Source organism: Nonomuraea dietziae, from assembly GCF_014195505.1.
Classification (GTDB): Bacteria; Actinomycetota; Actinomycetes; order Streptosporangiales; family Streptosporangiaceae; genus Nonomuraea; species Nonomuraea roseola.
The window spans coordinates 4,035,362-4,057,825 of the sequence record NZ_JACIBV010000001.1 but is presented as its reverse complement, the minus strand read 5'-3'; the positions used below and the strand labels follow the sequence as shown (position 1 = coordinate 4,057,825).

The 22,464-nt window shown below is 70.5% G+C and carries 24 protein-coding genes; 7 read left to right on the top strand and 17 right to left on the bottom strand.

What is annotated here, in order from left to right; translation table 11 throughout:
* Position 1: 1 nt before the first annotated feature.
* On the bottom strand, positions 2–1,012 hold the full coding sequence (locus FHR33_RS19230; protein WP_183649549.1) for a phosphotransferase enzyme family protein: 1,011 nt from the start codon (positions 1,010–1,012) through the stop codon (positions 2–4).
* 38 nt (positions 1,013–1,050) lie between these two features.
* Entirely contained in the window at positions 1,051–1,941 is an 891-nt protein-coding gene (locus tag FHR33_RS19225) for a phosphorothioated DNA-binding restriction endonuclease (protein WP_183649546.1), read from the bottom strand.
* 66 nt (positions 1,942–2,007) lie between these two features.
* Here FHR33_RS19225 and FHR33_RS19220 point away from each other — a divergent pair, with 66 nt between their 5' ends.
* Positions 2,008–2,424 (top strand): DUF4259 domain-containing protein, encoded by a 417-nt coding sequence (locus tag FHR33_RS19220; protein WP_183649544.1) that lies wholly within the window; start codon positions 2,008–2,010, stop codon positions 2,422–2,424.
* A gap of 83 nt (positions 2,425–2,507) precedes the next feature.
* A complete protein-coding gene (locus tag FHR33_RS19215; RefSeq protein WP_183649541.1) occupies positions 2,508–2,891 on the top strand; it encodes a PPOX class F420-dependent oxidoreductase in 384 nt (127 codons plus the stop codon).
* Positions 2,892–2,898: 7 nt separating this feature from the next.
* On the opposite strand, the gene FHR33_RS19210 is transcribed toward FHR33_RS19215, so the two are convergent.
* Both FHR33_RS19210 and FHR33_RS19205 read right to left on the bottom strand, forming a co-directional pair.
* Positions 2,899–4,473 carry a flavin-containing monooxygenase gene (locus FHR33_RS19210; RefSeq protein WP_183649538.1) on the bottom strand — a complete coding sequence of 525 codons (1,575 nt, stop codon included), beginning with the start codon at positions 4,471–4,473 and terminating at the stop codon, positions 2,899–2,901.
* Complete coding sequence (locus FHR33_RS19205) at positions 4,466–5,380, bottom strand: alpha/beta hydrolase (protein WP_183649537.1); 915 nt, start codon at positions 5,378–5,380, stop codon at positions 4,466–4,468. Before FHR33_RS19205 ends, FHR33_RS19210 begins: the two co-directional genes overlap by 8 nt.
* Positions 5,381–5,520: 140 nt before the next feature.
* Between FHR33_RS19205 and FHR33_RS19200 the strand changes: the two genes are divergently transcribed.
* Complete coding sequence (locus tag FHR33_RS19200; protein ID WP_183649534.1) at positions 5,521–6,906, top strand: alkaline phosphatase PhoX; 1,386 nt, start codon at positions 5,521–5,523, stop codon at positions 6,904–6,906.
* On the opposite strand, the gene FHR33_RS19195 is transcribed toward FHR33_RS19200, so the two are convergent.
* On the bottom strand, positions 6,875–7,549 hold the full coding sequence (locus tag FHR33_RS19195) for a hypothetical protein (protein WP_183649531.1): 675 nt from the start codon (positions 7,547–7,549) through the stop codon (positions 6,875–6,877). The genes FHR33_RS19200 and FHR33_RS19195 overlap by 32 nt on opposite strands.
* A 305-nt stretch (positions 7,550–7,854) precedes the next feature.
* On the opposite strand from FHR33_RS19195, the gene FHR33_RS19190 reads away from it, so the two are divergent.
* The gene (locus FHR33_RS19190; protein WP_312895613.1) at positions 7,855–8,427 is read left to right on the top strand and encodes an RDD family protein; all 573 of its coding nucleotides are present in this window, start codon (positions 7,855–7,857) and stop codon (positions 8,425–8,427) included.
* A gap of 140 nt (positions 8,428–8,567) precedes the next feature.
* On the opposite strand, the gene FHR33_RS19185 is transcribed toward FHR33_RS19190, so the two are convergent.
* Both FHR33_RS19185 and FHR33_RS19180 read right to left on the bottom strand, forming a co-directional pair.
* Positions 8,568–8,963: a YkvA family protein gene (locus FHR33_RS19185; protein ID WP_183649525.1), complete on the bottom strand. Its 396-nt coding sequence runs from the start codon at positions 8,961–8,963 to the stop codon at positions 8,568–8,570.
* 30 nt (positions 8,964–8,993) lie between these two features.
* Positions 8,994–9,293 carry a hypothetical protein gene (locus FHR33_RS19180; RefSeq protein WP_183649521.1) on the bottom strand — a complete coding sequence of 100 codons (300 nt, stop codon included), beginning with the start codon at positions 9,291–9,293 and terminating at the stop codon, positions 8,994–8,996.
* Between FHR33_RS19180 and FHR33_RS19175 the strand changes: the two genes are divergently transcribed.
* Positions 9,280–9,765 (top strand): carbohydrate kinase family protein, encoded by a 486-nt coding sequence (locus FHR33_RS19175; protein ID WP_183649495.1) that lies wholly within the window; start codon positions 9,280–9,282, stop codon positions 9,763–9,765. The two genes, FHR33_RS19180 and FHR33_RS19175, sit on opposite strands and share 14 nt — an antisense overlap.
* 411 nt (positions 9,766–10,176) lie before the next feature.
* Here the strand turns inward: FHR33_RS19175 and FHR33_RS19170 are convergent, their stop codons facing one another.
* The 3 genes from FHR33_RS19170 to FHR33_RS19160 form a co-directional block, all read right to left on the bottom strand.
* Positions 10,177–10,806, bottom strand: coding sequence for a hypothetical protein (locus FHR33_RS19170; RefSeq protein ID WP_183649493.1), 630 nt, complete (start codon positions 10,804–10,806; stop codon positions 10,177–10,179).
* A 14-nt stretch (positions 10,807–10,820) separates the two neighbouring features.
* Complete coding sequence (locus FHR33_RS19165; RefSeq protein WP_221241159.1) at positions 10,821–11,867, bottom strand: PP2C family protein-serine/threonine phosphatase; 1,047 nt, start codon at positions 11,865–11,867, stop codon at positions 10,821–10,823.
* Between the two features lie 76 nt (positions 11,868–11,943).
* Positions 11,944–12,423, bottom strand: a complete 480-nt coding sequence (locus FHR33_RS19160; protein ID WP_183649490.1) for a MarR family winged helix-turn-helix transcriptional regulator — start codon at positions 12,421–12,423, stop codon at positions 11,944–11,946.
* A 125-nt stretch (positions 12,424–12,548) separates the two neighbouring features.
* On the opposite strand from FHR33_RS19160, the gene FHR33_RS19155 reads away from it, so the two are divergent.
* Positions 12,549–12,893 carry an STAS domain-containing protein gene (locus FHR33_RS19155; RefSeq protein WP_183649488.1) on the top strand — a complete coding sequence of 115 codons (345 nt, stop codon included), beginning with the start codon at positions 12,549–12,551 and terminating at the stop codon, positions 12,891–12,893.
* Between the two features lie 115 nt (positions 12,894–13,008).
* Positions 13,009–13,536 (top strand): DinB family protein, encoded by a 528-nt coding sequence (locus tag FHR33_RS19150; protein ID WP_312895612.1) that lies wholly within the window; start codon positions 13,009–13,011, stop codon positions 13,534–13,536.
* Between the two features lie 84 nt (positions 13,537–13,620).
* On the opposite strand, the gene araA is transcribed toward FHR33_RS19150, so the two are convergent.
* Genes araA through chvE form a run of 7 tightly spaced genes read right to left on the bottom strand, consistent with a single transcriptional unit; the run spans position 13,621 to position 22,346 of the window.
* Positions 13,621–15,078 (bottom strand): L-arabinose isomerase, encoded by a 1,458-nt coding sequence (gene araA / locus FHR33_RS19145; protein ID WP_183649484.1) that lies wholly within the window; start codon positions 15,076–15,078, stop codon positions 13,621–13,623.
* On the bottom strand, positions 15,075–15,722 hold the full coding sequence (locus FHR33_RS19140; protein WP_183649482.1) for an L-ribulose-5-phosphate 4-epimerase: 648 nt from the start codon (positions 15,720–15,722) through the stop codon (positions 15,075–15,077). The genes araA and FHR33_RS19140 overlap by 4 nt, the downstream gene beginning before the upstream one ends.
* Positions 15,719–17,410 carry a ribulokinase gene (gene araB / locus FHR33_RS19135; RefSeq protein WP_312896007.1) on the bottom strand — a complete coding sequence of 564 codons (1,692 nt, stop codon included), beginning with the start codon at positions 17,408–17,410 and terminating at the stop codon, positions 15,719–15,721. Before araB ends, FHR33_RS19140 begins: the two co-directional genes overlap by 4 nt.
* A gap of 60 nt (positions 17,411–17,470) precedes the next feature.
* On the bottom strand, positions 17,471–18,457 hold the full coding sequence (locus FHR33_RS19130) for a LacI family DNA-binding transcriptional regulator (protein ID WP_183660173.1): 987 nt from the start codon (positions 18,455–18,457) through the stop codon (positions 17,471–17,473).
* Between the two features lie 57 nt (positions 18,458–18,514).
* Positions 18,515–19,738 carry a multiple monosaccharide ABC transporter permease gene (gene mmsB, locus FHR33_RS19125; RefSeq protein WP_183649478.1) on the bottom strand — a complete coding sequence of 408 codons (1,224 nt, stop codon included), beginning with the start codon at positions 19,736–19,738 and terminating at the stop codon, positions 18,515–18,517.
* Positions 19,735–21,228, bottom strand: a complete 1,494-nt coding sequence (mmsA, locus tag FHR33_RS19120; RefSeq protein ID WP_183649476.1) for a multiple monosaccharide ABC transporter ATP-binding protein — start codon at positions 21,226–21,228, stop codon at positions 19,735–19,737. Before mmsA ends, mmsB begins: the two co-directional genes overlap by 4 nt.
* Positions 21,229–21,239: 11 nt before the next feature.
* Entirely contained in the window at positions 21,240–22,346 is a 1,107-nt protein-coding gene (gene chvE / locus FHR33_RS19115; RefSeq protein WP_183649473.1) for a multiple monosaccharide ABC transporter substrate-binding protein, read from the bottom strand.
* Positions 22,347–22,464: the final 118 nt, after the last annotated feature.

Sequence of the window (22,464 nt, the reverse complement as noted above, 5' to 3'; positions counted from 1 at the left end):
CCTACACCAGGGAGGTCGCGTGGGTGGTGACGTGGGTGGCGTCGGTGAGGTAGAGGGTGTGGTGGCCTTCGGACAGGTGCTGGGCGAAGGCGGCGTTGCCCGCGGCGGCCTGGGTGCGCATGAGGTCGACCAGGGCGTGCAGGCGCTCGCGCACCATGGCGGGTAGCGCCGCTCTCTCGGCGGGCGGCAGGCCGTACGCGTCGCAGAACAGGCGCAGTCGCCGTGCCTGCTCGGCGACGGTCAGGACGGCCTCGCCGTTTCCCAGGGCGCTGAGCGGGACGAACCGGTAGGCGGCGTAGGCGACGTCCGACAGGCGCGGCCCGGGGTGGGCGGTGTCGAAGTCGATGAACGCCACGGGCAGCCCGTCGCGGAAGACGGTGTTGTACGGCGCGACGTCGCCGTGGCAGATGACCTCGGCGGGCTCGCGGGCGGGCAGATACCAGGGGCCTTCGGCGGGGCAGCCGGCCGTGGCGTCGTGGTAGGCGCGTAGCAGCCTGCCGACCTCCCGCAGGGTGGCGTCGCTCCAGGCGTGGTCGGGCAGCGGGTAGTGGGCCACCTCTCCCTGGACGAAGTCGAGGACCTCCCTGCCCTCGGCGTCCAGCCCGTGCGCGCGGGGCGCGCCGCGGAACCCGGCGGCGGCGACGTGGGCGAGCAGGCGGTGGACGGCGGGGGTCCACGGGCCCGCGGGCCGCCTGACGGTGGCGCCCGCTCTGACCACCTGGTTGACCCCGCCTCCCTGGAGGGGCCGCTCGATCCAGCCGGTGAGGTCGGCGATCTCGGCGGCGTCGCCGGTGGTAGTGGGGAGGCTGAGGCGGCGGCCGCCCTCCAGCAGGACGGCGGTGACGGCGCCGCCCGGCGAGACGTCGGCGCGGACCGACCGCCTGTGGCTCGGGTCGGCGGGGGAGTCGCCTTCGAGCAGCGCGTGCGCCACCCCGGCGTCCCGCAGCAGCCGGGAGACCTCGCGCGCCACCGCGACCGCGCCCTGCCCGCTGATGAGGAGAACGTCGTGCATCCGCCTCATTGTGCGCCCATCCGGCGCGGCGCGCACGGTCAGGGGAGACGGGCGGGGGTGCGGAAGACCTGACGGCCATGCCAGGCGATATGGCGGGGCTCGACCGCGTCGAGACCCGCCTGCGGATCCTGCGCGGGACGTCCCGCCAGGGACAGCACCAGCTCACGTGCCGCCGCCGAGCGTCCGACGAACCTGGCCGAGACGGTCACCGTACGCTCGTGGCTCAGCCCGAGGACGCCCTTGTCGAACAGTTTGTGGTGGATGGCGCACAGGCACAGGCCGTTGCCCAGATCGTCGGGGCCGTCGAAAGCCCACCAGCGAACGTGCGCCGCGTCCAGGCCGACCGCCGAGCCGTCCAGCCAGCCGTCGTAGGCGCAGAAGGCGCAGCGGTACTCGTAGGCCATGAGCACGCGCTCGCGGAAGGCGCGATCCCTGCGCGCGGTGGCGCTCGTTCTGGTCTGGCCGCCGGTCTCCAGGGTCTCCAGGTCGAGGCCGGTGAGCAGGCAGAGGTCGGCGTGCAGGGAAGGGGCGAAGTTGGCGTCGAGCAGGAAACGGGCGATCCTCGCCACGAGGCCGGGTTCCTCGGACATCGCGCGAGCCAGGTCCGGGTGGAGCCGCCCGCTGGCCCCGCTGGCCCGCAGGCGGCCGAGCTCGGGGCCGGGGCTGCCGGGGCCGTCCTCGGTGTCGACCAGCCAGAGGCCGTCGCTGGTCAGGTGGTGGAACGGGTACCCGGGGCTGGTGTCGCGTGGCGGGCCGTACTCCTTGAGCAGTTTCCTCAGCTCGGCCTCGGCGGCGCTGAAGGGGATCGGCCTGTTGCCGTCCTGCTGGAAGCGGCCCAGGACGTAGAGGAGAAGGAGCGGCTTGTGCGGTGCGCGTTCGCCGCCTCTGGTCCAGCGTCTGATGCCTGCGATCCGCTCGATCCAGTCCACGATCCGGGAGTTTACGACGATCTCGGCGCGGTGCCGATTGTCGGTGGTCTCCGATAGGAATGCCCCATGGGTACATGGGATGTGGGTCCTTTCGACAACGACAGCGCCGCCGACTGGTGCGGCGCACTCAACGACGCCTCCGCCGAGCGGCGCGTGGAACTGATCAGGCAGGCGCTGGCCACGGCGGCCGGCAGCGACGACTATCTCGACGGCGACGACGCCAACAGCGCGATCGCGGCTGCGGCCATCGTCGCGGCGCAGCGCGGAGGGCAGCCGATCACCTCGGCCTACGCGCCGAGCTTCCTGGTGAAGGGCGGCGGGGTGGAGCTCCCCTCCGACTCCGCCCTGGCGGCGCTGGCGCTGCGAGCGCTCGACCGTGTGGCGGCCGAGAGGTCGGAGTGGCGTGACCTCTGGGAGGAGGCGGGCGCCCTTCCCCAGGCGACCGCCGTCCTGACCTCCATCCGCGAGGGCCTCAGCCGTTAGCTCCCCCGGCGGCGCCTGCTTGAACGGCAGGCGTCCACTCGGGAGGATGCCAGATGCCGTCGCCGACCACGTGGAGGAAACAGATGCTGTCCCCTGACGTTCGCGCGCTCTTCGAAGGCCCCAACTACGCGCACGTCGCCACGGTGGGGCCTGACGGCTCGCCGCACAGCGTGCCGCTGTGGGTCGGCGTCGAGGGCGACAGGATCGCCTTTCTCACCGGGCCTGGCTCGCGCAAGGCGCGTAACCTCGCGCGAGACCCACGGGTGGCGCTGTCCATCACCGCCCACGACAACCCGTTCACGATGGCCACCGTGCGCGGCACCGTCGAGCTCCTCGACGGCGAGGCGGCCTGGGAGATCATCGACAGGATCTCCCGCAAGTACACCGGCGAGCCGTACCCGAGGGGTGAGGAGCGGGTGGTGTTCCTGGTCGAGCCCGCCCACGCCCTCGCGGTGAACTTCGGCTGACCGGTCCTCACCCGGTGATCGCGAACCCCTCGTAGCCCTTGGCCGCCACCTCGTCGCAGAGCCGGCGGTAGAGGGCCACCCCTCCGGCGTACGGCATGAACACGCGCGGCTTGCCCGGCACGTTGGCGCCCATGTACCACGAGTCGGCGGCCGGATAGAGGGTGGCCGCGCCGACCTCGCGCACGTGCGCCGTCCAGGCCTCCTGCGCCGCCGCCGTGGCCTCGATGGTGCGGCCCTCGAGGAAGGCCAGGCAGTCGGCGATCCAGTCGACGTGCTGCTCGATGGAGACGACCATGTTGCTGAGCACCGAAGGGCTGCCAGGCCCCGTGACGGTGAACAGGTTGGGGAAGCCCGCGGCGGCGAGCCCGAGGTAGGTACGCGGGCCCGCCTCCCAGGTCTCCCGCAGCGACCTGCCGTGCGCGCCGCGGATGTCGACGGCGGTCAGCGCGCCCGTCATCGCGTCGAAGCCGGTGGCGAAGACGAGGGTGTCGAGCTCGTACTCGGAGCCGCCCGTCGTTCTGAGGCCCGTGGCGGTGATCTCGGCGATCGGGTCCTCACGCACGTCGACGAGGGTGACGTCGTCGCGGTTGAAGGTCTCGAAGTAGCCGGAGTCGAGGCAGGGCCGCTTGGCGCCGAACGGGTGGTCCCTCGGCGAGAGCGACTCGGCGTCGGCCGGGTCCTCGACCAGCTCGCGGATCTTCGATCGGACGAACTCCGCGGCGGTGTCGTTGGCGGCCCTGTCGATGAGCAGGTCGGTGTAGGCGCCGAGGATGCCCACCAGCGAGCCGCGCTCCCACCCCGCCTGGTAGCGGGCCAGCCGTTCCTCGTGACCGACCTCGAGCGCCGACTGGACGGCAGGCTCGGCGGGGATGCCGGAGTGCGTCTGCCTGGCCAGGCTGCGGCGCAGGCCGTACGCGGCCTTCACCGCGCGCCGCGTCTCCGGCGCGAGGGGCCCGTTGTAGGCGGGCAGGCTGAAGTTGGGCGTGCGCTGGAAGACCGTCAGGTGTCCGGCCTGCTCGGCGATGACCGGGATCGCCTGGATGCCCGAGGAGCCGGTGCCGACCACGCCGACCCGCCTGCCGGTGAGGTCGACGCCCTCGTGCGGCCAGCGGCCGGTGTGGTGCCATTCGCCGCGGAAGCTCGCCAGGCCGTCGACCTCGACGGGCTTGGGCACCGACAGGCAGCCCGTCGCCATCACGAGATAGCGCGCGCCGACCCGCTCGCCCGTCTCCGTCGTGACGTGCCAGCCGCCGTCGAAGCGGGCGGCGACCACGCGCGTGCCGAGCAGGATGTCACGGCGCAGGTCGAAGCGGTCGGCGACGTGCTCGAGGTAGGCAAGGATCTCGGGCTGACCGGGATACTTCTCCGTCCAGTCCCACTCCTGCTCCAGCTCAGGGGAGAAGGAGTAGGAGTAGTCGACGCTCTCGACGTCGCAGCGGGCGCCCGGGTAGCGGTTCCAGTGCCACGTGCCGCCGACGCCTTCGGCCGCCTCGAAGACCTTCACCCGCAGGCCGAGGCCGCGCAGCCGGTGCAGCGCGTACAGCCCGGACAGGCCCGCGCCGACGATGATCGCGTCATACATGCCGGTCGACGCTCTCGGCGAGGTGGTCGAAGGCCGCGCCGCTGCCGGGCAGTAACCCGATCATGGTGAAGAAGCCGTGCATCTGGCCGTCGAATCGGCGCGACGAGACCGGCACGCCGGCCTCCCGCAGCCGCTCGGCGTAGGACTCGCCCTCGTCGAGCAGCACGTCGTGCTCGGCGGTGAGCACGACCGCGGGAGCGAGCCCCGACAGGTCCTTGGCGCGCAGCGGAGAGGCGTCCGCGTCCTCGCGTGAGGGCAGATCGGGCAGGTAGTGGTTCCAGAACCAGGCCATTCCCTCCCTCGTCAGCATGAGCTGGTTGGCGGGGTCGCGGTAGGAGGCGGTCTCGAGGTCGCAGTCGGTCACCGGATAGATGAGGATCTGCAGCGCGAGCGAAGGCCCCCCGTGGTCGCGGGCTCGCCTCGCCATGATCGCCGCCAGGTTGCCGCCCGCGCTGTCCCCGGCCACGATCAGCGGGACGGGCGCGCCCGCGATCTCCTCGAGGTGGCCGGCCGTCCACCGCAGGGCCGCCCACGAGTCCTCGACGGCGGCGGGGTACGGATGCTCGGGGGCCTTGCGGTAGCCGACCAGCACGACCGCGCAGCCGGTGCGCGCCGCGAGCCGCCTGCCGACGGCGTCGTACTGGTCGATGTCGCCGAGCACCCAGCCGCCGCCGTGGTAGTAGACGATGACCGCGCGCGGCGTCTCGCCGGGCACCAGAACCCTGACGGGAACGCCGGACGCGTCGCTCTCGCTCGTCGTGAACATCTCGGGGCCGGTCTCCGCGCTCTCGGCGGCCATCGCCTTGGAGAAGGCGCGGGCCTGCTGGGGCGTCATCTGCTCCAGGGGCGGTACCTCGGCCTGCGCCATCTGGGTCAGCAGGGCGGTCGTCGCTTCGTCCAGGGCCATGCGGCTCTCCTCCGTAGAACGACGTTCTAGAACTTGACCGTAGGATGGCCCGCCGGAGAGGTCAACGGGCCATCGTGCGGTCGTGCGGCCGACATTCCCGCTTTGCCGTACGGCCAGCGGGAGGCTGGAAGGTACGTCACATGACACACATCGACCGGCGCGGCTTCCTCCGCGCCGCCGCGATCGGCATGGTGGCGGGCGGCCCGCTGGCGGCGTTGTCCGCACGTACGGCCGACGCCTCGACCATGGTGAAGCGCGCCTTCAGCCCCGACTACGGTCCGCTGTCGCCGGTGAAGGACCACACCACCGGCCTCGAACTGCTCAAGCTGCCCCGCGGCTTCGAGTACCTGACGCACGGCTGGACCGGCGATCTGATGTCCGACGGGCGGCCCACCCCCTCCATGCACGACGGCATGGCCGCCTTCCAGCCGAGCGGCAAGCTGAAGAGCCAGATCAAGGGCTCGGGCAAGGGCCACTGGACGGCGCTGGTCCGCAACCACGAGGTGAGCGCCTACTCCGGCGCGTTCGTCGAGCCCGCCTACAACCCGGCCGCCGGCGGCGGCACGACCACGCTGGTCTTCGACACCCGCAGGGGCGAGTTCGTCCACAGCTACGCCAGCCTCTCCGGGACCATCCGCAACTGCGCGGGCGGTCCGACGCCGTGGGGCAGCTGGCTGTCGTGCGAGGAGACGACCGAGATCAACGGCTCGGTACGGCACGGCTACGTCTTCGAGGTCCCCCACGACGGGATCGGCGACGCCAGGCCGTACAGGGAGATGGGCAGGTTCTCGCACGAGGCCGTCGCCGTGGACCCCGCCACCGGCTACGTGTACGAGACCGAGGACGCCACGCCGAGCGGTCTGTACAGGTTCCGCCCCACCGTGCGCGGCGACCTCGCCCAGGGCGGCCTCCTGGAGATGATGAAGATCGGCGGCGGCGCCTACACGACCTACGCCGACGGCACCGGCACCGTCTACCCCGAGATCGACTGGGTCGTGATCGACGAGCCCGATCCAGGCCCGGGCGAGACCAGCGTCGTTCAGCAGGGCATCGCCAAGGGCGGCGCGTCCTTCCGCCGCCTCGAGGGCGCCTGGTACCACGAGGGCAAGATCTACATCGTCAGCACCAGCGGCGGCCCCACCGGGCAGGGCCAGGTCTTCGAGTACGACCTCGCGGCCGACACGATGCGGGTGCTGTTCGCCTCGCCGAGCGCGACCGTGCTGAACAACCCGGACAACATCTGCGTCAGCCCCCGTGGCGGCATCGTGCTGTGCGAGGACGGCTCGGGCGTGGAGTACCTGCACGGCCTCACCACGGACGGGGAGATCTTCCCCTTCGCGGAGAACGCGGTGGTCATCCCCGCCGGAGGGGTGCGGGGCAAGTCGGTCGCCCCTGGCGACTACACGGGCTCGGAGTGGTGCGGATCCACCTTCGACAGCAAGGACGGCGGCTGGCTGTTCGCCAACATCCAGACGCCGGGCATCACCTTCGCGATCACCGGGCCGTGGGAGAACGGCTCGCTGTGAGCGCGTCGCGGAGGGCCTGGATCTCCTCCGGCGTGCTCTCGCGGGCGATGTAGGGGATGTCCAGCACGTACCTGGTGCCGGAGATCCGGTCGCTGACGACGGCGGCGTCCTCGAGGATCTGGGCGTAGAGGGCGGCGCCGTCCATGCAGAACACGTCGATGAGCACGATCCTGCCGTCCAGCGCCCTCCGCACGTTGCCGGGGTTGAGGTCGACGCCGTCCCACCAGGGCACGGTGGCGCGGCACTCGGCGTCCACCTCGGCGGCGGCCCGCCGAACCTCGGCCAGCGCGGCCTCGCCGCCCCCCTCGCGCCACTGGCGCGCGACCTCCTCCGCCCGCGCCTGCTCCAGCGGGGCGAGGAACTCCAGGACGGCCAGCGTGCCGCCGCCCTCCAGCGGCGTGTCGAGGACGACGCGCGGCAGGTAGGGATTGTCCGGAAGGCGCCTGCACAGCTCGGTGAAGGCGGCGTAGGCCGGGTCGAAGGGGCACACTCTGGCGGCCATGGAGCCGTCGGGGGAGCGCAGCGCCATGGCCCAGTCGCCGAGGCCGCAGGGGACCCATCCCTCCAGCACCAGCTCGGCCGTGACCTCTCGGTGGTTCATCGACGGCCAGGGCCGCCGCGCCAACTCCGGACGTAGTCGCACCGAACGAGACTACGTCCGACCATGGACGGCGAAGACCGGCGCTCTGCGGCCTGCTCGTCGAACGCCGCCGCGCGGATATCCGCCGAAAGGGCAGAAAAAAGGCACTCGAGTGGATGGGCCTATCGGGCGATAGATCATCTCACGGGATCAAGCTCCCACTCAGAGGGTGTTTTGCGAGGGTATGAGGCTTTGGTTCCTGTGTTTCGCTCGGGATTTCTGTAGCCGGGTTCACGTTCGGCGGCGGGGTGTTGCATTGACCGCTATGAGTGAACATTGACAATGCTGGGCGAACGTAACGAACGTAGGTGGAATCATCGTGCTGGTCGAGGAGGCAACGAATTCTGAAAGAGTTGGGGAAGACGCAGGTTGGTCGGGCGGCGTTACGTCCGAGACTGGTGGCGGTCGGCTGGGACTATCTCGTGATCGTCGCCTGGCTGGCCCTGCTGGCCGTGGTGTTCGTCCCGCTGCATCTCGCGGGAGTACGGTTGTTTGATGGGCTCAGCATGGTGAGCAACGATCTGCTGATCTCTGTGCTGACCGTGCTGCCTGCCGGAGCGTATCTGACCATTGGCGAGGCAGGGCGGCGCCAGGCCACTTGGGGCAAGCGACGAGCAGGGCTTGTTGTAGCCACCACCAGAGGGAAGCGGCCCAGTGCGGCACAGATTGTGGCACGCAATGCCGTGAAGTTGCTCCCGTGGCAGTGCGGTCATATGGCGGTGTCCCGGCTGGCAGGCGGCCACGAAGCAATCGCCGCCATGCCCCTGCTGGTTGCGGCGTACGCCTTGGTCGGGGTATCGATCGCGCTACTGCTGGTGCGCCGCGACCGGGCCGCCTTGCACGACGTTGTGGTGGCCACTCGAGTCGTACCGTCACCGTAGCCCCCCGCGCGTCATGTGCCAGGCTGAAGGCTATTTATCGAAGATCCTTACCGGAGCGAGCACAGGTATTGAAGCTGCCCTCGCAAAGCACCCTCTCAGACAGGAGCCGCCTCAGGGACAGAAACCCCGAAGGCGGCCGATCAGAGCGTGAGACCCGTCAGCCGGCAGAGGGCGGCGAAGCCCTCGGGGGTGCCCCGCCACCTGGCCCGTACGGCAGGCAGCCCCGCGCGCCGCACCACCGCGCGCAGCACCAGCGTCACCACGATGGCGTCGTCGGCGTAGCCGAGCACGGGGACGAAGTCAGGGATCAGGTCGAAGGGCATGGCCAGGTAGGCCAGCAGCAGGCCGAGCCACACCCGCACGCCGCGCGGCAGGCCGGGGTCGGCGGCCAGGTCTCGCAGCAGCCGGATCAGGTCGGGCAGGATCCGCAACGCCTCACGCAGCAGCCCGTGCCTGGGCGCGGCCAGGGCGAGGGCGGCCACGAGCAGCAGCCATGCGGCGACGAGCCCGACGACGATCCCCAGCACGGTCCCCATGCACCTCACGATAGTCGCGGCCGCGCCCCGTCAGCGGACCGTCCTGACCACGAGCACCTCGCTCCGCAGTTCGGCCGGGTCGATCGCCAGCCCCACCCACAGGGCCATCGCGGCCAGCAGGTTGAACGGCCCGCATGGCGCGCAGCACACCTCCGAGACGGGCGAGTCCTCCTCCAGCAGGCGCAGCGTGGCCAGACCCGCGGCGGCGTCGCCGGCCGAGCAGGCGCCGGCCGTCCTCTGCGGTGGCGGGGACGGGCACCGACATCGGGGCTTCGAGGAGTTCCTCGCCCGCGCCCGCCCCTCGGCGACCATCTCGATGGATCCGAACATCCGTCCGCTCCTGGTCGATCCGGGCGTCTACCGGGCGGCGATGCCCCGTTGGGCGGCCCTGGCCGACATCGCCAAGGTGAGCGAGGAGGACCTGGCCCATCTCGCCTCCCTGGACGGCTTCTGCGCCGGCCTGCACGCCGCGGGCGTCAGGCTGGTGCCGGTGACCAGGGGCGCGGACGGCGTAAGACCGCCTCACTGGACGGCGAGCGGATGGACGTCGCGGCCCCCGTGGTGGAGGTGGCCGACACGGTGGGCGCCGGTGACGCCTTCACCGCGGGCCTGCTGCACAGGCTTGACTCGCTGGGACGCCTGGGCGGGCGGCTCGCCACGCTCGGGACGGCCGAGCTGCGACGACGCCCTGGCCTTCGCCGTCCGTGTCGCCGCGCTGACGTGCACGGTGGCGGGCGCCAACCCCCCGTGGGCAGCCGCCCTGACCTCCGCCGTCACCACCGGCGCGAACGGCGAGCCCTGACGCGGCCCGCCCGCCCGACATGTCGACGGTCACGTTGTGGCGCGTCGGGGATCTGGCAGCATGCCGGGCTGGAAGCGCTCATACAACGGGGCCGGTGGAGGAGCTCCGCTTCACCCCGAGCCGCCTCGGCGTGACCTGGCGCAGGGGCGTCACGCGGCCAACGGCGTCATCTTCCCGACCTGGTGGGCCATGTTTCACCGAGGTGCTGGGGTATGAAGAAGACCGCCTCCGAGCTCGGCCGTTCGGTGGGCAACGTCGCCGACCTGGTCAAGGACCTGGCCGGAAGGGTGGACGGCCTGCTGATCTCCGGGTAGACCACGGTCCGCCGGCCCATGCGGGAGCCGGGCGCCAGGGCCGCGAGGGGGGAGCGGACCGAGCCCCGTCACCTCACCCTGCGGGTGGAGCTGGTGATCAGGTCCAGTTGCGGCGCAGGGTCGCAGCACTGACGTACTCGATGTGGAGGCGCCCCGAGCAGGTACGGCTCGCCCGTCCCGCGTCGAGCTCCACGCAGAAGTGGGCGTCGAGCGACCGCGAAGGTCCGTCGGTCACGAGCGAGCGCAGCCGCGCGCCCTCCCTCACGAACGACTCGGGCCCTCCCGTGACGAACAGCGTGCGGGCGGCGACATCGAAGCGCAGCAGGTCGCGGTACTCGCGATGATGGAGACGGCGGTAGTCGGCACTCGCGGGCAGGGGCGCGGGCCGGGCGGTCTGCGGCCGTCCCTTTCCCAGCCTCGCCCGGACGGCGGGCCACCGCGAGAGCGGGAACTGCGCCGCGTGGTGCAGCAGGACCAGGTCGAGCGGCTCGGCCGCCTCGACGCCTTCGGGCGCGACGTTGCCCCGCAGCGGCAGGTGGACGAGGGAGCGCCTGGAGCGGGTGGCGAGCGCCCATAGGTCGGCCAGCGCGCGGGAGGCGGCGCGGTCGACGTGCATCGACAGCGCCCAGCCGTCGTCGTGGAGGAAGGCGTGTCTCGGCGGCACGGCGGGGCGCAGGACGCGGTACTCGTCGCGGCCCAGCCGTACCCGAGAGACATCGATCTTCATCTGGGCTTCCACGGTCAGCCCAGGTAGCGCAGGAGAAGCATGGCGGCGTCGTCGTGCAGGGGGCCGTCGACGTGGGTGACGAGGTCGCGTCTGAGCGCCTCGAGCGCGGCCTCGGGGTCGTCCTCCCTGAGCAGGGAGACGCGGTCGGCGAGGGGATAGAACGCGCCGCGCCTGTCGCGGGCCTCGGTGACGCCGTCGGTGTAGAGCAGCATCTGGTCGCCGGGGGCCAGCGTCACCCGGTGACTGACGGGTCCCTCGGGGCCGAGCGAGGCCAGCCCCAGCGGCGGGACGGGCTCGGCGGGCTCGACGAAGAGCGCACTGCCGTCCGCCCGCACCAGCAGAGGGGCGGGATGGCCGTAGTTCAGCAGCGTGACGGTGCGGTCGGGGTTGATCTCGGCGAGCACGGCGGTGACGAACTCCTCGCCCGACAGGTGCCTGTTGAGCGCCTTCTCCAGGCGAGAGCTGACCCCCGCCAGGTCGGCCTCGTCGTGCGCGGCCTCGCGGAAGGCACCCAGCACGACCGCGGCGGTCTCGACCGCCTCCAGGCCCTTGCCCTGGACGTCGCCGACGATCACCCTGGCCCCGCCGGGCGCGGTGACCACCTCGTAGAGGTCGCCGCCGATGCGCGCCTCGGCCACGGCGGAGGTGTAGGAGACCGCCGCCCGCAGATGCCCCGCCCTGCGCGGCACGGGGCGCAGCAGCACCCGCTGGGCCACCTCGGCGATCGAGCGGACGTCGGCCAGCTCCTTCTCTCGGCGCTGACGGCCGGCCGCGGCCACCATGCCCGCCGCCGTGACGCCGAGGATGCTGGCCAGGCTGGTGAAGCCGCGGGTGGTCCCCAGCACGTTGTTGTAGGCGGACAGCAGGACGCAGAGCATCAGGGCGACGAGCCCGATCAGCACCGTCCGCCGTACACCGCCGGCCAGGCTGGCGAACGCGGGCCCCAGCGCCACCAGGGGAAGGAAGCCGACCTCGGGCCCCGACAGCAGGTCGAGCGCGGCCACCACGGCCATCATCAGGTACGGCAGGGCGACGACTCGCCGCTGGTTGGAAGGCTTCATGCTCGCTTTCGGCCAGGATTGGACGAACTCGTGGCGTTACTCTCGCACCGTGCAACGGTGAGCGCAACGATGTTGTTCACGCCTCGGGCCAGCCCAGCGGATGGGAGGCGCTGGCGGGCGGCTCGCCACCCGCCTCGGTGAAGGCGGCCATCGCCGAGACCAGCGCGAGGCGCTGGTCGGCCGACAGGCGCGAGACGATGGCGGCGATCTCGTCGCGGCGCCGTCCCGTGACCCCCTCCACGATGCGCAGGCCGTCGGTGGTGAGGCTGATCAGCGTCTCCCTCCTGTTCCTGGGGTTGACCTCCCGCACGATGAAGCCCGAAGACGCCAGGCGGTCGGCCATGCGCATCGCGGTGGAGGGGTTGACGTCGAGCCGTTCGGCCAGGGTGACCAGCTTGGTCTGGCCCTTGCCCGCCAGCACGACCAGCATGCGGAACTGGGGCAGCGTGATCCTGTCCTCGACCGCCGTCAGCGACCTGGCGGCTATGGCGACCAGCAGCCGCGAACCGGTCAGCACCGCGGAGGTGACCGCGGACAGATCCTCTTGCTCGCCCATGGACATGGTTTCTACACGCTTCTCCCCGGAGACCCTCCTTCTTTGCAGTGTGCAAGGATTGAGGGGACCGAGCGCTCAGGACGCGGGACTTCCCCGGCAATCCACAGCTACCGGAGGGACGGCACATGCCAGCCACATTCGTCCTCAACGCGATGACGAGCGACGAAGTGGCCACCGTCGGGCTGGCGGGCGACATCGACCTGACCGTCGAGCCGCTGCTGCAGGCCTTGCTGGCCAGGGCGCTGGCCGCGCACCAGCCGCCGAGGGTGGACGTCGACCTCACCGGCCTGCGCTCGATCGACTCCTTCGCCCTCTCCGTGCTCATGGCGGCCGACAGGTACGCCCGCGACACCGGCGGCTGGATGAGCGTCACGGGGGTGGACGCGCCCGTGCGCGCGCTGCTGGCCGAACGCGGGCTGGACAGGGTCCTCGACCTGCGGCCGAGCGGCGTCCTGCTCTTCCCCTGCTGACCGTTGATCTCCGGGTCGGGCGCGGTGGTGCGTTCGGGCGGCGGCCGTGCCGTCCGGCGCGTGGCCGGTCGAAAACCACTTCGGGGGGAGGCGGGCGATGTGCCAGGATCGGCCGGTGTCTGTTTCCCGACGTGATCTGCTGCGCTGGCAGTTCGACCTGACCTGGTCGCTGTTCGAGCTCCATCTCGAGCAGCTGAAGCCCGAGGACTTCCTGTGGGAGCCCGCCCCACACCACTGGACGGTACGGCCGGGCGGCGAAGGAGCGTGGCTGCCCGACTGGGACGAAGCCGAGCTCGACCCCGTCCCCGTCCCCACCGTCGGCTGGCTCAGCTGGCACATCGGCTGGTGGTGGAGCGTCACCATCGACCACGCGCGGGGCCGCACGCCGCGCGAGCGCGTCGAGATCACCTGGCCGGGCGACGGCGAGGCGGCCGTGGCGTGGCTGCGCGGCCTGCGCGAAGAGTGGCTGGCGGTGCTGGACAGGCTCAGCGACACCGACCTGGACGCCGTCGCGCCCTTCCCCTGGCCCGCCGATCCCGGCATGACCGTGGCCCACATGCTCGCCTGGGTGAACGCCGAGCTGATGAAGAACGCCGCCGAGATCGGCCAGCTCCGGCTGGTGCGCGCCGCTTCGGCGGCGTGAGAACCCGACCGGCCGGACGAGGCCGTGGCCGTCGTCCGGCCGGTCCTGCCGGCTCGCGCGTCAGGCGATCTCAGCGCCCCCCGCTCACAGCCCCCTGGCGAGCCGGTAGTAGGCCTGGTTCCAGCGCAGTTCCTTGGTGAACTGCCGCATCGTGGTGTCGGCGTCGATCACCACCAGCTCCACCTCCAGCATGTCGGCCAGGTCGTTCAGCTCCTCCACGCCGACCGCCGTGGACAGCACCGTGTGGTGCGGGGCGCCCGCCGTCAGCCACGCCTCGGCCGAGGTGCGCAGGTTCGGCCTCGGCTGCCAGACCGCGCGCGCCACCGGCAGCGACGGCAGCGGCTCCAGCGGGGCGGCCAGGTCGATCTCGTTGGCCACCAGCCTGAAGCGGTCGCCCAGGTCGGCGAGCCCGACCACGAGGCCGGGGCCAGGCGTGGCGTCGAAGACCAGGCGGACGGGGTCCTCCCTGCCGCCGATGGACAGCGGGTGGATCTCGCACGACGGGGTGCCCGAGGCGATCGAGGGGCAGACCTCGAGCATGTGCGCGCCGAGGATGAGCTCCTCGCCGGGGGTCAGGTGGTAGGTGTAGTCCTCCATGAAGGAGGTGCCCCCGTCGGGGGCCATCGCCTTCATGGTGCGCAGCAGCACGGAGGTCTTCCAGTCGCCCTCGCCGCCGAAGCCGTACCCGTCGGCCATCAACCGCTGGACGGCGAGGCCCGGCAGCTGGCGCAGCCCGCCGAGATCCTCGAAGTTCGTGGTGAACGCCCTGAACCCGCCCGCCTCCAGGAAGTGCCGCAGGCCGAGCTCGATACGGGCCGCGTAGCGCAGCGACTCGTGCCGCTCGCCGAGAAGCGAAGGAGCGATCTTGTACAGGTCCTGGTATTCCAGGACCCGGGCGTTGACGTCGCTCTCCGCGGCGGCGTCCACGGCCTCCACGAGCTCGTTGACCCCGTAGGTGTTGACGGACACGCCGAAGCGTAGCTGCGCCTCCACCTTGTCGCCCTCGGTGACGGCGACGTCGCGCATGTTGTCGCCGAACCGGGCAAGCTTGAGCGTGCGCAGCTCACGCAGGCCGGTCGCCGCCCGGCTCCAGGCCACGATGCGGGCGGCCACCGCCGGATCGCTCACGTGCCCCGCCACCGTCTTGCGCGGGACGCCCAGCCTGGTCTGGATGAAGCCGAACTCCCTGTCGCCGTGCGCGGCCTGGTTGAGGTTCATGAAGTCCATGTCGATGGAGCTCCACGGCAGCGCCACGTTGGCCTGCGTGTGCAGGTGCAGCAAGGGCTTGCGCAGCGCGTCCAGCCCGGCGATCCACATCTTGGCGGGGGAGAAGGTGTGCATCCACGCGATCACGCCCGCGCAGTCGTCGTCGGCGTTGGCCTCCAGCATCACCCGCCTGATGGCGGCCGCGTCGGTCAGGACCGGCTTCCACTCCACCTCGACGGGCAGCTGCGCGGCGATCTGCCTGGACTGCTCGGCCACCTGACGCAGGGTGTCCTCGCCGTACAACCCTTGGCTGCCGGTCAGAAACCAGATGCTCAACGGGGGCTCCTCTGTCCATAGACGTTCTGGTAGCGGTCGTACAAACGGTCGATGTCGGCCTGCGGGATGGGCAGCGGGTCGCCCAGCTGGCGGGCGATGTGCACGGTGCGGGCCACGTCCTCGCACATCACCGCGGCCTTGACGGCCGCCCTGGGGTCCTTGCCGATGGTGAACACGCCGTGGTTGCGCATGAGGACGGCGGGCGAGCGGTGGTCCTTGAGCGTGCGCACGATGCCCTGCCCGATGGAGTCGTCGCCGATCAGCGCGAAGGGGCCGATCGGGATCTCGCCGCCGAACTCGTCGGCCATGGCCGTCAGCACGCAGGGGATCGCCTCGTTGCGCGAGGCCCAGGCGGAGGCGTAGGTGGAGTGGGTGTGGACCACCCCGCCGACCTCGGGCATGTGGCGGTAGACGTAGGCGTGGGCGGCGGTGTCGCTGGAGGGGGCGTGCTCGCCCTCGACCAGGTTGCCGTCGAGATCGCAGACGACCATGGCGGCGGGGGTCAGCTCGTCGTAGGAGACCCCTGAGGGCTTGATGACGAACAGGTCCTCGCCGGGGACGCGGCCGGAGACGTTGCCGGCGGTCCAGGCGACGAGGTTGTTGCGGACCAGCTCGGCGTGCAGCTCACAGACGATCTCCCTCATGCTCCTGCCTCGCTTCCCTGGATCGAGGGCCGTCCCGGCCCGGTGGCGGCGTTTCGCAGACGGCGGAGGGTGTGCAGGATGCCGCCGTCGGCGAAGAGGTCGTGCAGTCTGCGGTATTCGGCGTACAGAAGGTCGTAGGCGTCGGCCGCCTTGTCGTCGGGCACGTACGCGGCCACGGTGCGCTTGCCCATCGCGGCTGACGCCTGCTCGATGTCCTCGTACGCCCCCGCGGCCACGGCGGCGTGGACGGCCGAGCCGAGGGCGGGCCCCTGCTCGGAGCCGATCACCGACAGCGGACGGCGCAGCACGTCGGCGTAGACCTGCATGAGGAAGCGGTTCTTCAGCAGGCCGCCCGCGACCACGAACTCCTCCACGGGCACGCCCGAGCTCTCGAAGGTCTCGACGATGAGGCGGGCGCCGAAGGCCGTCGCCTCGATGAGCGCCCGGTAGACGTCCTCCGGCCTGGTGGCGAGGGTCTGCCCGACGATCACACCGGAGAGGTGGTGGTCGACGAGGATGGAGCGGTTGCCGTTGTGCCAGTCGAGGGCGAGCAGCCCGTGCTCGCCGACCGCCTGGGCGGCGGCCAGCCCGGTCAGGTGCTCATGGATCGACAGGCCGCGCGCCTGCGCCTCCTGCGCGTAGGAGGAGGGCACGGCGTTGTCGACGAACCAGGCGAAGATGTCGCCCACGCCTGACTGGCCCGCCTCGTAACCCCAGAGGCCGGGCACGATGCCGTCGCGCACGACGCCGCACATGCCCGGCACCTCGGCCAGCCGGTCGGAGGGCATCACGTGGCAGGTGGACGTGCCCATGATCGCCACCATCTGGCCGGGCCGCACCGCGTCGGCGGCGGCCGCCGTGACGTGGGCGTCGACGTTGCCGACGGCGACGGCGATGCCCTCGGGCAGCCCCGTCCACTCGGCCGCCCGCGCGGTGAGCCGCCCGGCCAGCCCTCCGAGCGGCGCCAACACGGGAGCCCCCGGCGTGGACGGCTCCGTCACGGTGAGTTTGTGGACGAAGTCCGCGAAATCAGGGTTCAGCGCGCTCAGGAACTCCGCCGACGGGTACCCGCCATCCTGATAGATCCCCTTGTAGCCGGCGGTGCAGACGTTGCGGGTCTCCACGCCCGTCAGCTGCCAGACGATCCAGTCGGCCGCCTCGATCCACCGCTGCGCCCGCTCGTAGATCGAAGGGTCCTCCTCCAGGACCTGCAGCCCCTTGGCGAACTCCCACTCCGAGGAGATCTTCCCGCCGTACCTCGGCAGCCACGACTCGCCGCGGGAGGCCGCCAGCGCGTTGATCCGGTCCGCGTGCGCCTGGGCGGCGTGGTGCTTCCACAGCTTCGGCCACGCGTGCGGCAGCGAAGGCGTCTCGAAGCACAGCGGTGTGCCGTCGGCGGTGGTGGGCAGCACGGTGCAGGCGGTGAAGTCGGTCCCGACGCCGACGACCTGTGAAGGCGAGACGCCCGCCGCCGAGATCGCCGCGGGAACGGCGAAGCGCAGCACGTCGAGCCAGTCCTGGGGCGACTGGAGCGCCCAGTCGGGTCCCAGACGGACGGAGCTGTCGGGCAGGTGTTCCTCGATGACCCCGTGGGTGTACTCGTGCACGGCGCTGCCCACCTCGGCGCCGTCGGAGACGCGTACGACCACGGCGCGTCCCGAGAGCGTCCCGAAGTCCACGCCGACCACGTAGTTGTTAGCGTTCACATATAGCTCCATGCAGCTGACCGAAAGGAGGGGAGAGAAGGGTTAGGGGGCCGGGGCCGTGCTGGCCCTGATCACGAAGCCGGGCGGCACGATGAGGCGCTCCGTCGAGATGGGGCCCTGTGCCTGGATCTGCCTGAGCAGCACCTCGATGCAGTGCCTGCCGACCGCGTCGAAGTCCTGCCTGACCGTGGTGAGCGGAGGTGAGAAGAACTCCGACTCGGGGATGTCGTCGAAGCCCACGATGCTGATCTCGTCGGGAACCTTCACCCCTTCCTCGGTGAAGGCGCGCAGCACGCCGAGCGCCATCTGGTCGTTGGCCGCGAAGACCGCGGTCACCTCGTCCATCGAGGCCAGGCGCTTGCCTGCGGCATAGCCCGCGCGCGGGCTCCAGTCGCCCGCCAGCGGCTCGGGCACGGGACGGCCCGCCTCCTCCAGCGCCGAGCGCCAGCCCTCGAGCCTGCCCTCGGCCTCCAGCCAGTCGGAGGGGCCGCTGACGTGCCAGACCGTGGAGTGGCCGAGGTCGAGCAGGTGCCTGGTGGCCAGCCTCGCGCCCTCGATCTGGTCGATGCACACCGCTGACACCTCTGACCTGTGCGTGCCCTCGACGGCCACCGCGGGCATGCCCACCGGCAGGGTCTCCAGGGCGCGGGCCGCCGAACGCTGCGGCGCCACCACGACCACCCCGTCGACGCCCTGCTCGGCGAGGTACTCGATGGCGTCGCGCACGCTGGAGGCGTCGAGCGACTTGAGGCTCACGATGCTCACGAAGTAGCCGGCGGTCCTGGCGGCCTGCTCGATGCCGTAGATCGTGCTGGCGGGGCCGTACAGGGTGGTGTCGAAGCTGACCACGCCGAGGGTGTTCGAGCGGCTGGTGACCAGGGCGCGGGCGACGAGGTTGCGCCGGTAGCCCAGCTCGTCGATCGCGGCCATGACCCTGGCGCGGGTCTCGACGCGCACGTTGGGGTGGTCGTTCAGCACCCGCGAGACCGTCTGGTGCGACACTCCAGCGAGTTTGGCAACGTCGGACATCACTGGGGGGCGACGCCTGGTCACAATGACTCCTTTCGCTGGCTTGCCCAGAATAGATCAGCGCGAGACGCCCGCGCGGCGCTTGGTCCACACGTCGAAGGCGACGGCGGCCAGCAGGACGGCTCCCTTCACCAACATGACGCGCTCGCTCGGTGAGCCGATCAGGGACATGCCATTGTTGATCACCGCCATGATGAGGCCGCCGGTGATCGCGCCCACCACCTTACCGACGCCGCCCTGGACGGCCGCGCCGCCGATGAAGGCAGCGGCGATGGCGTCGAGCTCGAAGCTGTTCCCCGCCGTGGGGCCGGCCTGGTTGAGCCTGCCCGCGAAGATGATGCCGGCGATCGCCGAGAGCACGCCCATGTTGACGAAGATCCAGAAGACGACCTGCTTGACCTTGACCCCGGACAGCACCGCCGCCTGCAGGTTGCCGCCGATGGCGTAGATGCGGCGGCCGAAGACCGTGCGGTTGGCCATCAGGGAGTAGCCCAGCACCAGGAAGGCGAGCAGGACCAGCACCCACGGCAGGTTCTTGAACCTGGCCAGCTGCACCACGAGGAAGAGGATGAGCGCGGCGCCCGCGGCCATCTTCAGTACGAACAGCGGCATGGCGTCGACGGCCTGGCCGTACCCGCTGCGGGCCGAGCGGGTGCGCCACTGGGCCGCGACCATGCCGGCGATCGCCATCAGACCGATCAGCAGGCTGAACAGGTCGGCGCCGCCGAGGGGCCCGAGGCCGATGTTGCCGAGGTAGCCGTCGGTGAAGCCGTTGGCCAGCGTGCGGACCGCGTCGGGGAAGGGGCCGATGCCCTGGTTGCCCAGCACGGTGAGCGTGAGCGCGCGGAACAGCAGCATGCCGGCCAGCGTCACGATGAACGCGGGGATGCCGAAGTAGGCGACCCAGAAGCCCTGCCACGCGCCGATGAGCCCGCCTGCGAGGATCGTGAGCAGCAGGGCGAGCGGCCATGGCAGGCCCATGTTCACCATGAGGACGGCCGACAGCGCTCCCGTGACCGCCACCACCGAGCCGACCGACAGGTCGATGTGCCCCGCGATGATGATCAGGATCATCCCGATCGCCAGGATCAGGACGTAGGAGTTCTGGACGATGATGTTGGAGATGTTCTGCGGCGTGAGCAGGGCGCCGTCGGTCAGCACCGAGAAGAGCGCGACGATCAGCGCGAAGGCCACGTAGATGCCGCTGGAGCGCAGGTTGATCCTGAAGGGCCGCTTCGCCTCGACCCCCGTCTCGGCGGTGCGCGGAGTGGTCATGGTCATCGAGGGGTTCCCTTGGTCATGAGGTGCATGAGGCTCTCCTGGGTGGCTTCACCCCTGGGCAGCTCTCCGGTGATGCGGCCCTCGGAGAGGGTGTAGATGCGGTCGCACAGGCCCAGCAGCTCGGGCAGCTCCGACGAGATCACCAGCACCGCCCTGCCCTCGCGCGCGAGCCGGTTGATGATCGTGTAGATCTCGTACTTCGCGCCGACGTCGATGCCCCTGGTGGGCTCGTCGAGGATCAGCACGTCGGGCTCTGTCAGAATCCACTTCGACAGCACGACCTTCTGCTGGTTGCCGCCGCTGAGCTTGCCGACGACGCTCGACACGCCCGGAGCCTTGATGTTCATGCTCCGGTGGAAGCCCTCGGCGACCCTGTACTCCTCCCGCTCGTCGACCCACACGCCCTTCAGCGCGGCCGCGGAGATGTTGCGCTTGATGTCGTCGATCAGGTTGAGCCCGTAGCGCTTGCGGTCCTCGGTGGCGTAGGCCAGGCCGTGCCTGATCGCGTCCTCGACGCTGCGCAGCTCGACCGGCTTGCCGTTCTTGAGGATCCGTCCTGAGATGCCGGTGCCGTAGGCGCGGCCGAACACGCTCATCGCCAGCTCGGTACGGCCCGCGCCCATCAGCCCCGCGAGCCCGACGATCTCGCCGCGCCGCAGTGTCAGCGTCGCGCCGTCGACCACCTTCCTGCCCGGCTGGCTGGGACTGTGGACCGTCCAGTCCTCGATCCGCAGCACCTCCTCGCCGATGGAGGGCTCGTGGGGAGGGAAGCGGTTGTCCAGCGCCCTGCCGACCATCCCGGAGATGATGCGCTCCTCGGTGACCTCGCCCGCGGCCAGCGTCTCGATCGTCTGGCCGTCACGCAGGATCGTGACGGTGTCGGCGATCGCGATCACCTCGTTCAGCTTGTGGGAGATGATCACGCAGGTGATGCCGTCGTCCCGCAGCCCGCGCAGCAGGTCGAGCAGGTGGGCGGAGTCGTCGTCGTTCAGTGCGGCGGTCGGCTCGTCCAGAATGAGCAGTTTCACGTCCTTCGACAGCGCCTTGGCGATCTCGACGAGCTGCTGCTTGCCCACGCCGATGTCCGACACCGCCGTCACCGGGTTCTCCCGCAGGCCGACGCGCTTCATCAGCTCGCCCGCCTCGAAGTTGGTGCGGTTCCAGTCGATGAGGCCGCGCCTGGCCCGCTCGTTGCCGAGGAAGATGTTCTCCGCGATCGACAGCTGAGGGCTGAGCGCCAGCTCCTGGTGGATGATGACGATGCCGGCCCGCTCGCTGTCGCGGATGCCGCCGAAGGCGCAGCGCCGCCCTTCGAAGAGGATCTCGCCGTCGTAGTCGCCGTGCGGGTGGACGCCCGACAGCACCTTCATCAGCGTCGACTTGCCCGCGCCGTTCTCGCCGCAGATGGCGTGGATCTCGCCACGCCGTACGGTGAGGTTGACGTCTTTGAGCGCCTTCACCCCTGGAAAGGTCTTGGTGATGCCGCTCATCTGGAGGATGCTCACTTGAGCTGGTCCGCCGTGTAGTAGTTGCCGCCGATGATGACCTGCTCGTAGTTGCTCTTGTCCACGATCACCGGGTCCAGCAGGTACGAGGGGACGACCTTGTTGCCGTTGTCGTAGTCCTTGGTGTTGTTCACCTCGGGCTTGCCGCCCTTGAGCACGGCGTCGGCCATCTTCACGGTCGTCTCGGCCAGCTTGCGGGTGTCCTTGAAGATCGTGGAGTACTGCTCGCCCGCCACGATCGACTTCACCGAGGCCAGCTCGGCGTCCTGACCGGTCACGATCGGGTACGGCTGGCCGCTGGTGCCGTAGCCGTTGCTCTTGAGCGCCGACAGGATGCCGATCGAGAGACCGTCGTACGGCGAGAGCACGCCGTCGACCTTCTCGCCGCCGGTGTAGGTCTTGGTGAGGATGTCCTCCATGCGCTTCTGCGCGGTGGCGGGGTCCCAGCGCAGGATGGCGGCGGTCTTGAAGTCGGTCTGGCCGCTCTTGACCTTGATCGTGCCGTCCTTGATCTTGGGCTCGAGCACCGACATCGCGCCGTTCCAGAAGAAGGTGGCGTTGTTGTCGTCGGGGGAGCCGCCGAACAACTCGACGTTGTACGGAGGCTTCTTGGCCTCCAGGCCCTTCATCAGGGAGGTCGCCTGCTGCACGCCGACCTTGAAGTTGTCGAAGGTGGCGTAGTAGTCGACGTTGGGGCTGTTGCGGATCAGCCGGTCGTAGGCGATGACCGGGATCTTGTTGTCCGCGGCCTGCTGGAGCTGCGAGGTGAGCGCGGTGCCGTCGATCGAGGCCACGATCAGGAGCTTGGCGCCCTTGGTGATCTGGTTCTCGATCTGGTTGGCCTGGGTGGGGATGTCGTTCTCCGCGTACTGCAGGTCGACCTTGTAGCCGAGCTTCTCCAGCTGCGTCTTGACGTTGTCGCCGTCGTGGATCCAGCGCTCGGACGACTTCGTCGGCATGGTCACGCCGATGAGGGCTCCCGCGTTGCCGCTGGCGCTGCCACTCGGGGCGGCCTGCGCGTCGACGGTCTTCTGGCTGGAGCCGCACGCCGTCAGGGTGGCGGCGAGGGCGAGTGCGGAGACAATGCCCCAGGTCCGTCCCATCGTGGCTCTCCTTATGAAGGGGATGAATCAGACATAAACGCGTGGCGTTTGGCTGATTGTTATCGTTAACACTTGGGTGTGTCAACGATACGGAGGAAACACGGAGGTAACGTTCGAG

Bases quoted from the DNA above. Each gene is read 5' to 3' on its own strand.
- FHR33_RS19220 (WP_183649544.1), top strand. From the start codon at position 2,008: ATGGGTACATGGGATGTGGGTCCTTTCGACAACGACAGCGCCGCCGAC.
- FHR33_RS19185 (WP_183649525.1), bottom strand. From the start codon at position 8,963: ATGGGGACCGTGCTGGGGATCGTCGTCGGGCTCGTCGCCGCATGGCTG.
- FHR33_RS19210 (WP_183649538.1), bottom strand. From the start codon at position 4,473: ATGTATGACGCGATCATCGTCGGCGCGGGCCTGTCCGGGCTGTACGCG.
- FHR33_RS19230 (WP_183649549.1), bottom strand. From the start codon at position 1,012: ATGCACGACGTTCTCCTCATCAGCGGGCAGGGCGCGGTCGCGGTGGCG.
- FHR33_RS19130 (WP_183660173.1), bottom strand. From the start codon at position 18,457: ATGTCCGACGTTGCCAAACTCGCTGGAGTGTCGCACCAGACGGTCTCG.
- FHR33_RS19175 (WP_183649495.1), top strand. From the start codon at position 9,280: ATGGATCCGAACATCCGTCCGCTCCTGGTCGATCCGGGCGTCTACCGG.
- mmsA (WP_183649476.1), bottom strand. From the start codon at position 21,228: ATGAGCGGCATCACCAAGACCTTTCCAGGGGTGAAGGCGCTCAAAGAC.
- FHR33_RS19165 (WP_221241159.1), bottom strand. From the start codon at position 11,867: ATGAAGCCTTCCAACCAGCGGCGAGTCGTCGCCCTGCCGTACCTGATG.
- FHR33_RS19140 (WP_183649482.1), bottom strand. From the start codon at position 15,722: ATGAGGGAGATCGTCTGTGAGCTGCACGCCGAGCTGGTCCGCAACAAC.
- FHR33_RS19205 (WP_183649537.1), bottom strand. From the start codon at position 5,380: ATGGCCCTGGACGAAGCGACGACCGCCCTGCTGACCCAGATGGCGCAG.
- FHR33_RS19200 (WP_183649534.1), top strand. From the start codon at position 5,521: ATGACACACATCGACCGGCGCGGCTTCCTCCGCGCCGCCGCGATCGGC.
- FHR33_RS19215 (WP_183649541.1), top strand. From the start codon at position 2,508: ATGCTGTCCCCTGACGTTCGCGCGCTCTTCGAAGGCCCCAACTACGCG.
- chvE (WP_183649473.1), bottom strand. From the start codon at position 22,346: ATGGGACGGACCTGGGGCATTGTCTCCGCACTCGCCCTCGCCGCCACC.
- mmsB (WP_183649478.1), bottom strand. From the start codon at position 19,738: ATGACCATGACCACTCCGCGCACCGCCGAGACGGGGGTCGAGGCGAAG.
- FHR33_RS19160 (WP_183649490.1), bottom strand. From the start codon at position 12,423: ATGGGCGAGCAAGAGGATCTGTCCGCGGTCACCTCCGCGGTGCTGACC.
- FHR33_RS19170 (WP_183649493.1), bottom strand. From the start codon at position 10,806: ATGAAGATCGATGTCTCTCGGGTACGGCTGGGCCGCGACGAGTACCGC.
- FHR33_RS19180 (WP_183649521.1), bottom strand. From the start codon at position 9,293: ATGTTCGGATCCATCGAGATGGTCGCCGAGGGGCGGGCGCGGGCGAGG.
- FHR33_RS19155 (WP_183649488.1), top strand. From the start codon at position 12,549: ATGCCAGCCACATTCGTCCTCAACGCGATGACGAGCGACGAAGTGGCC.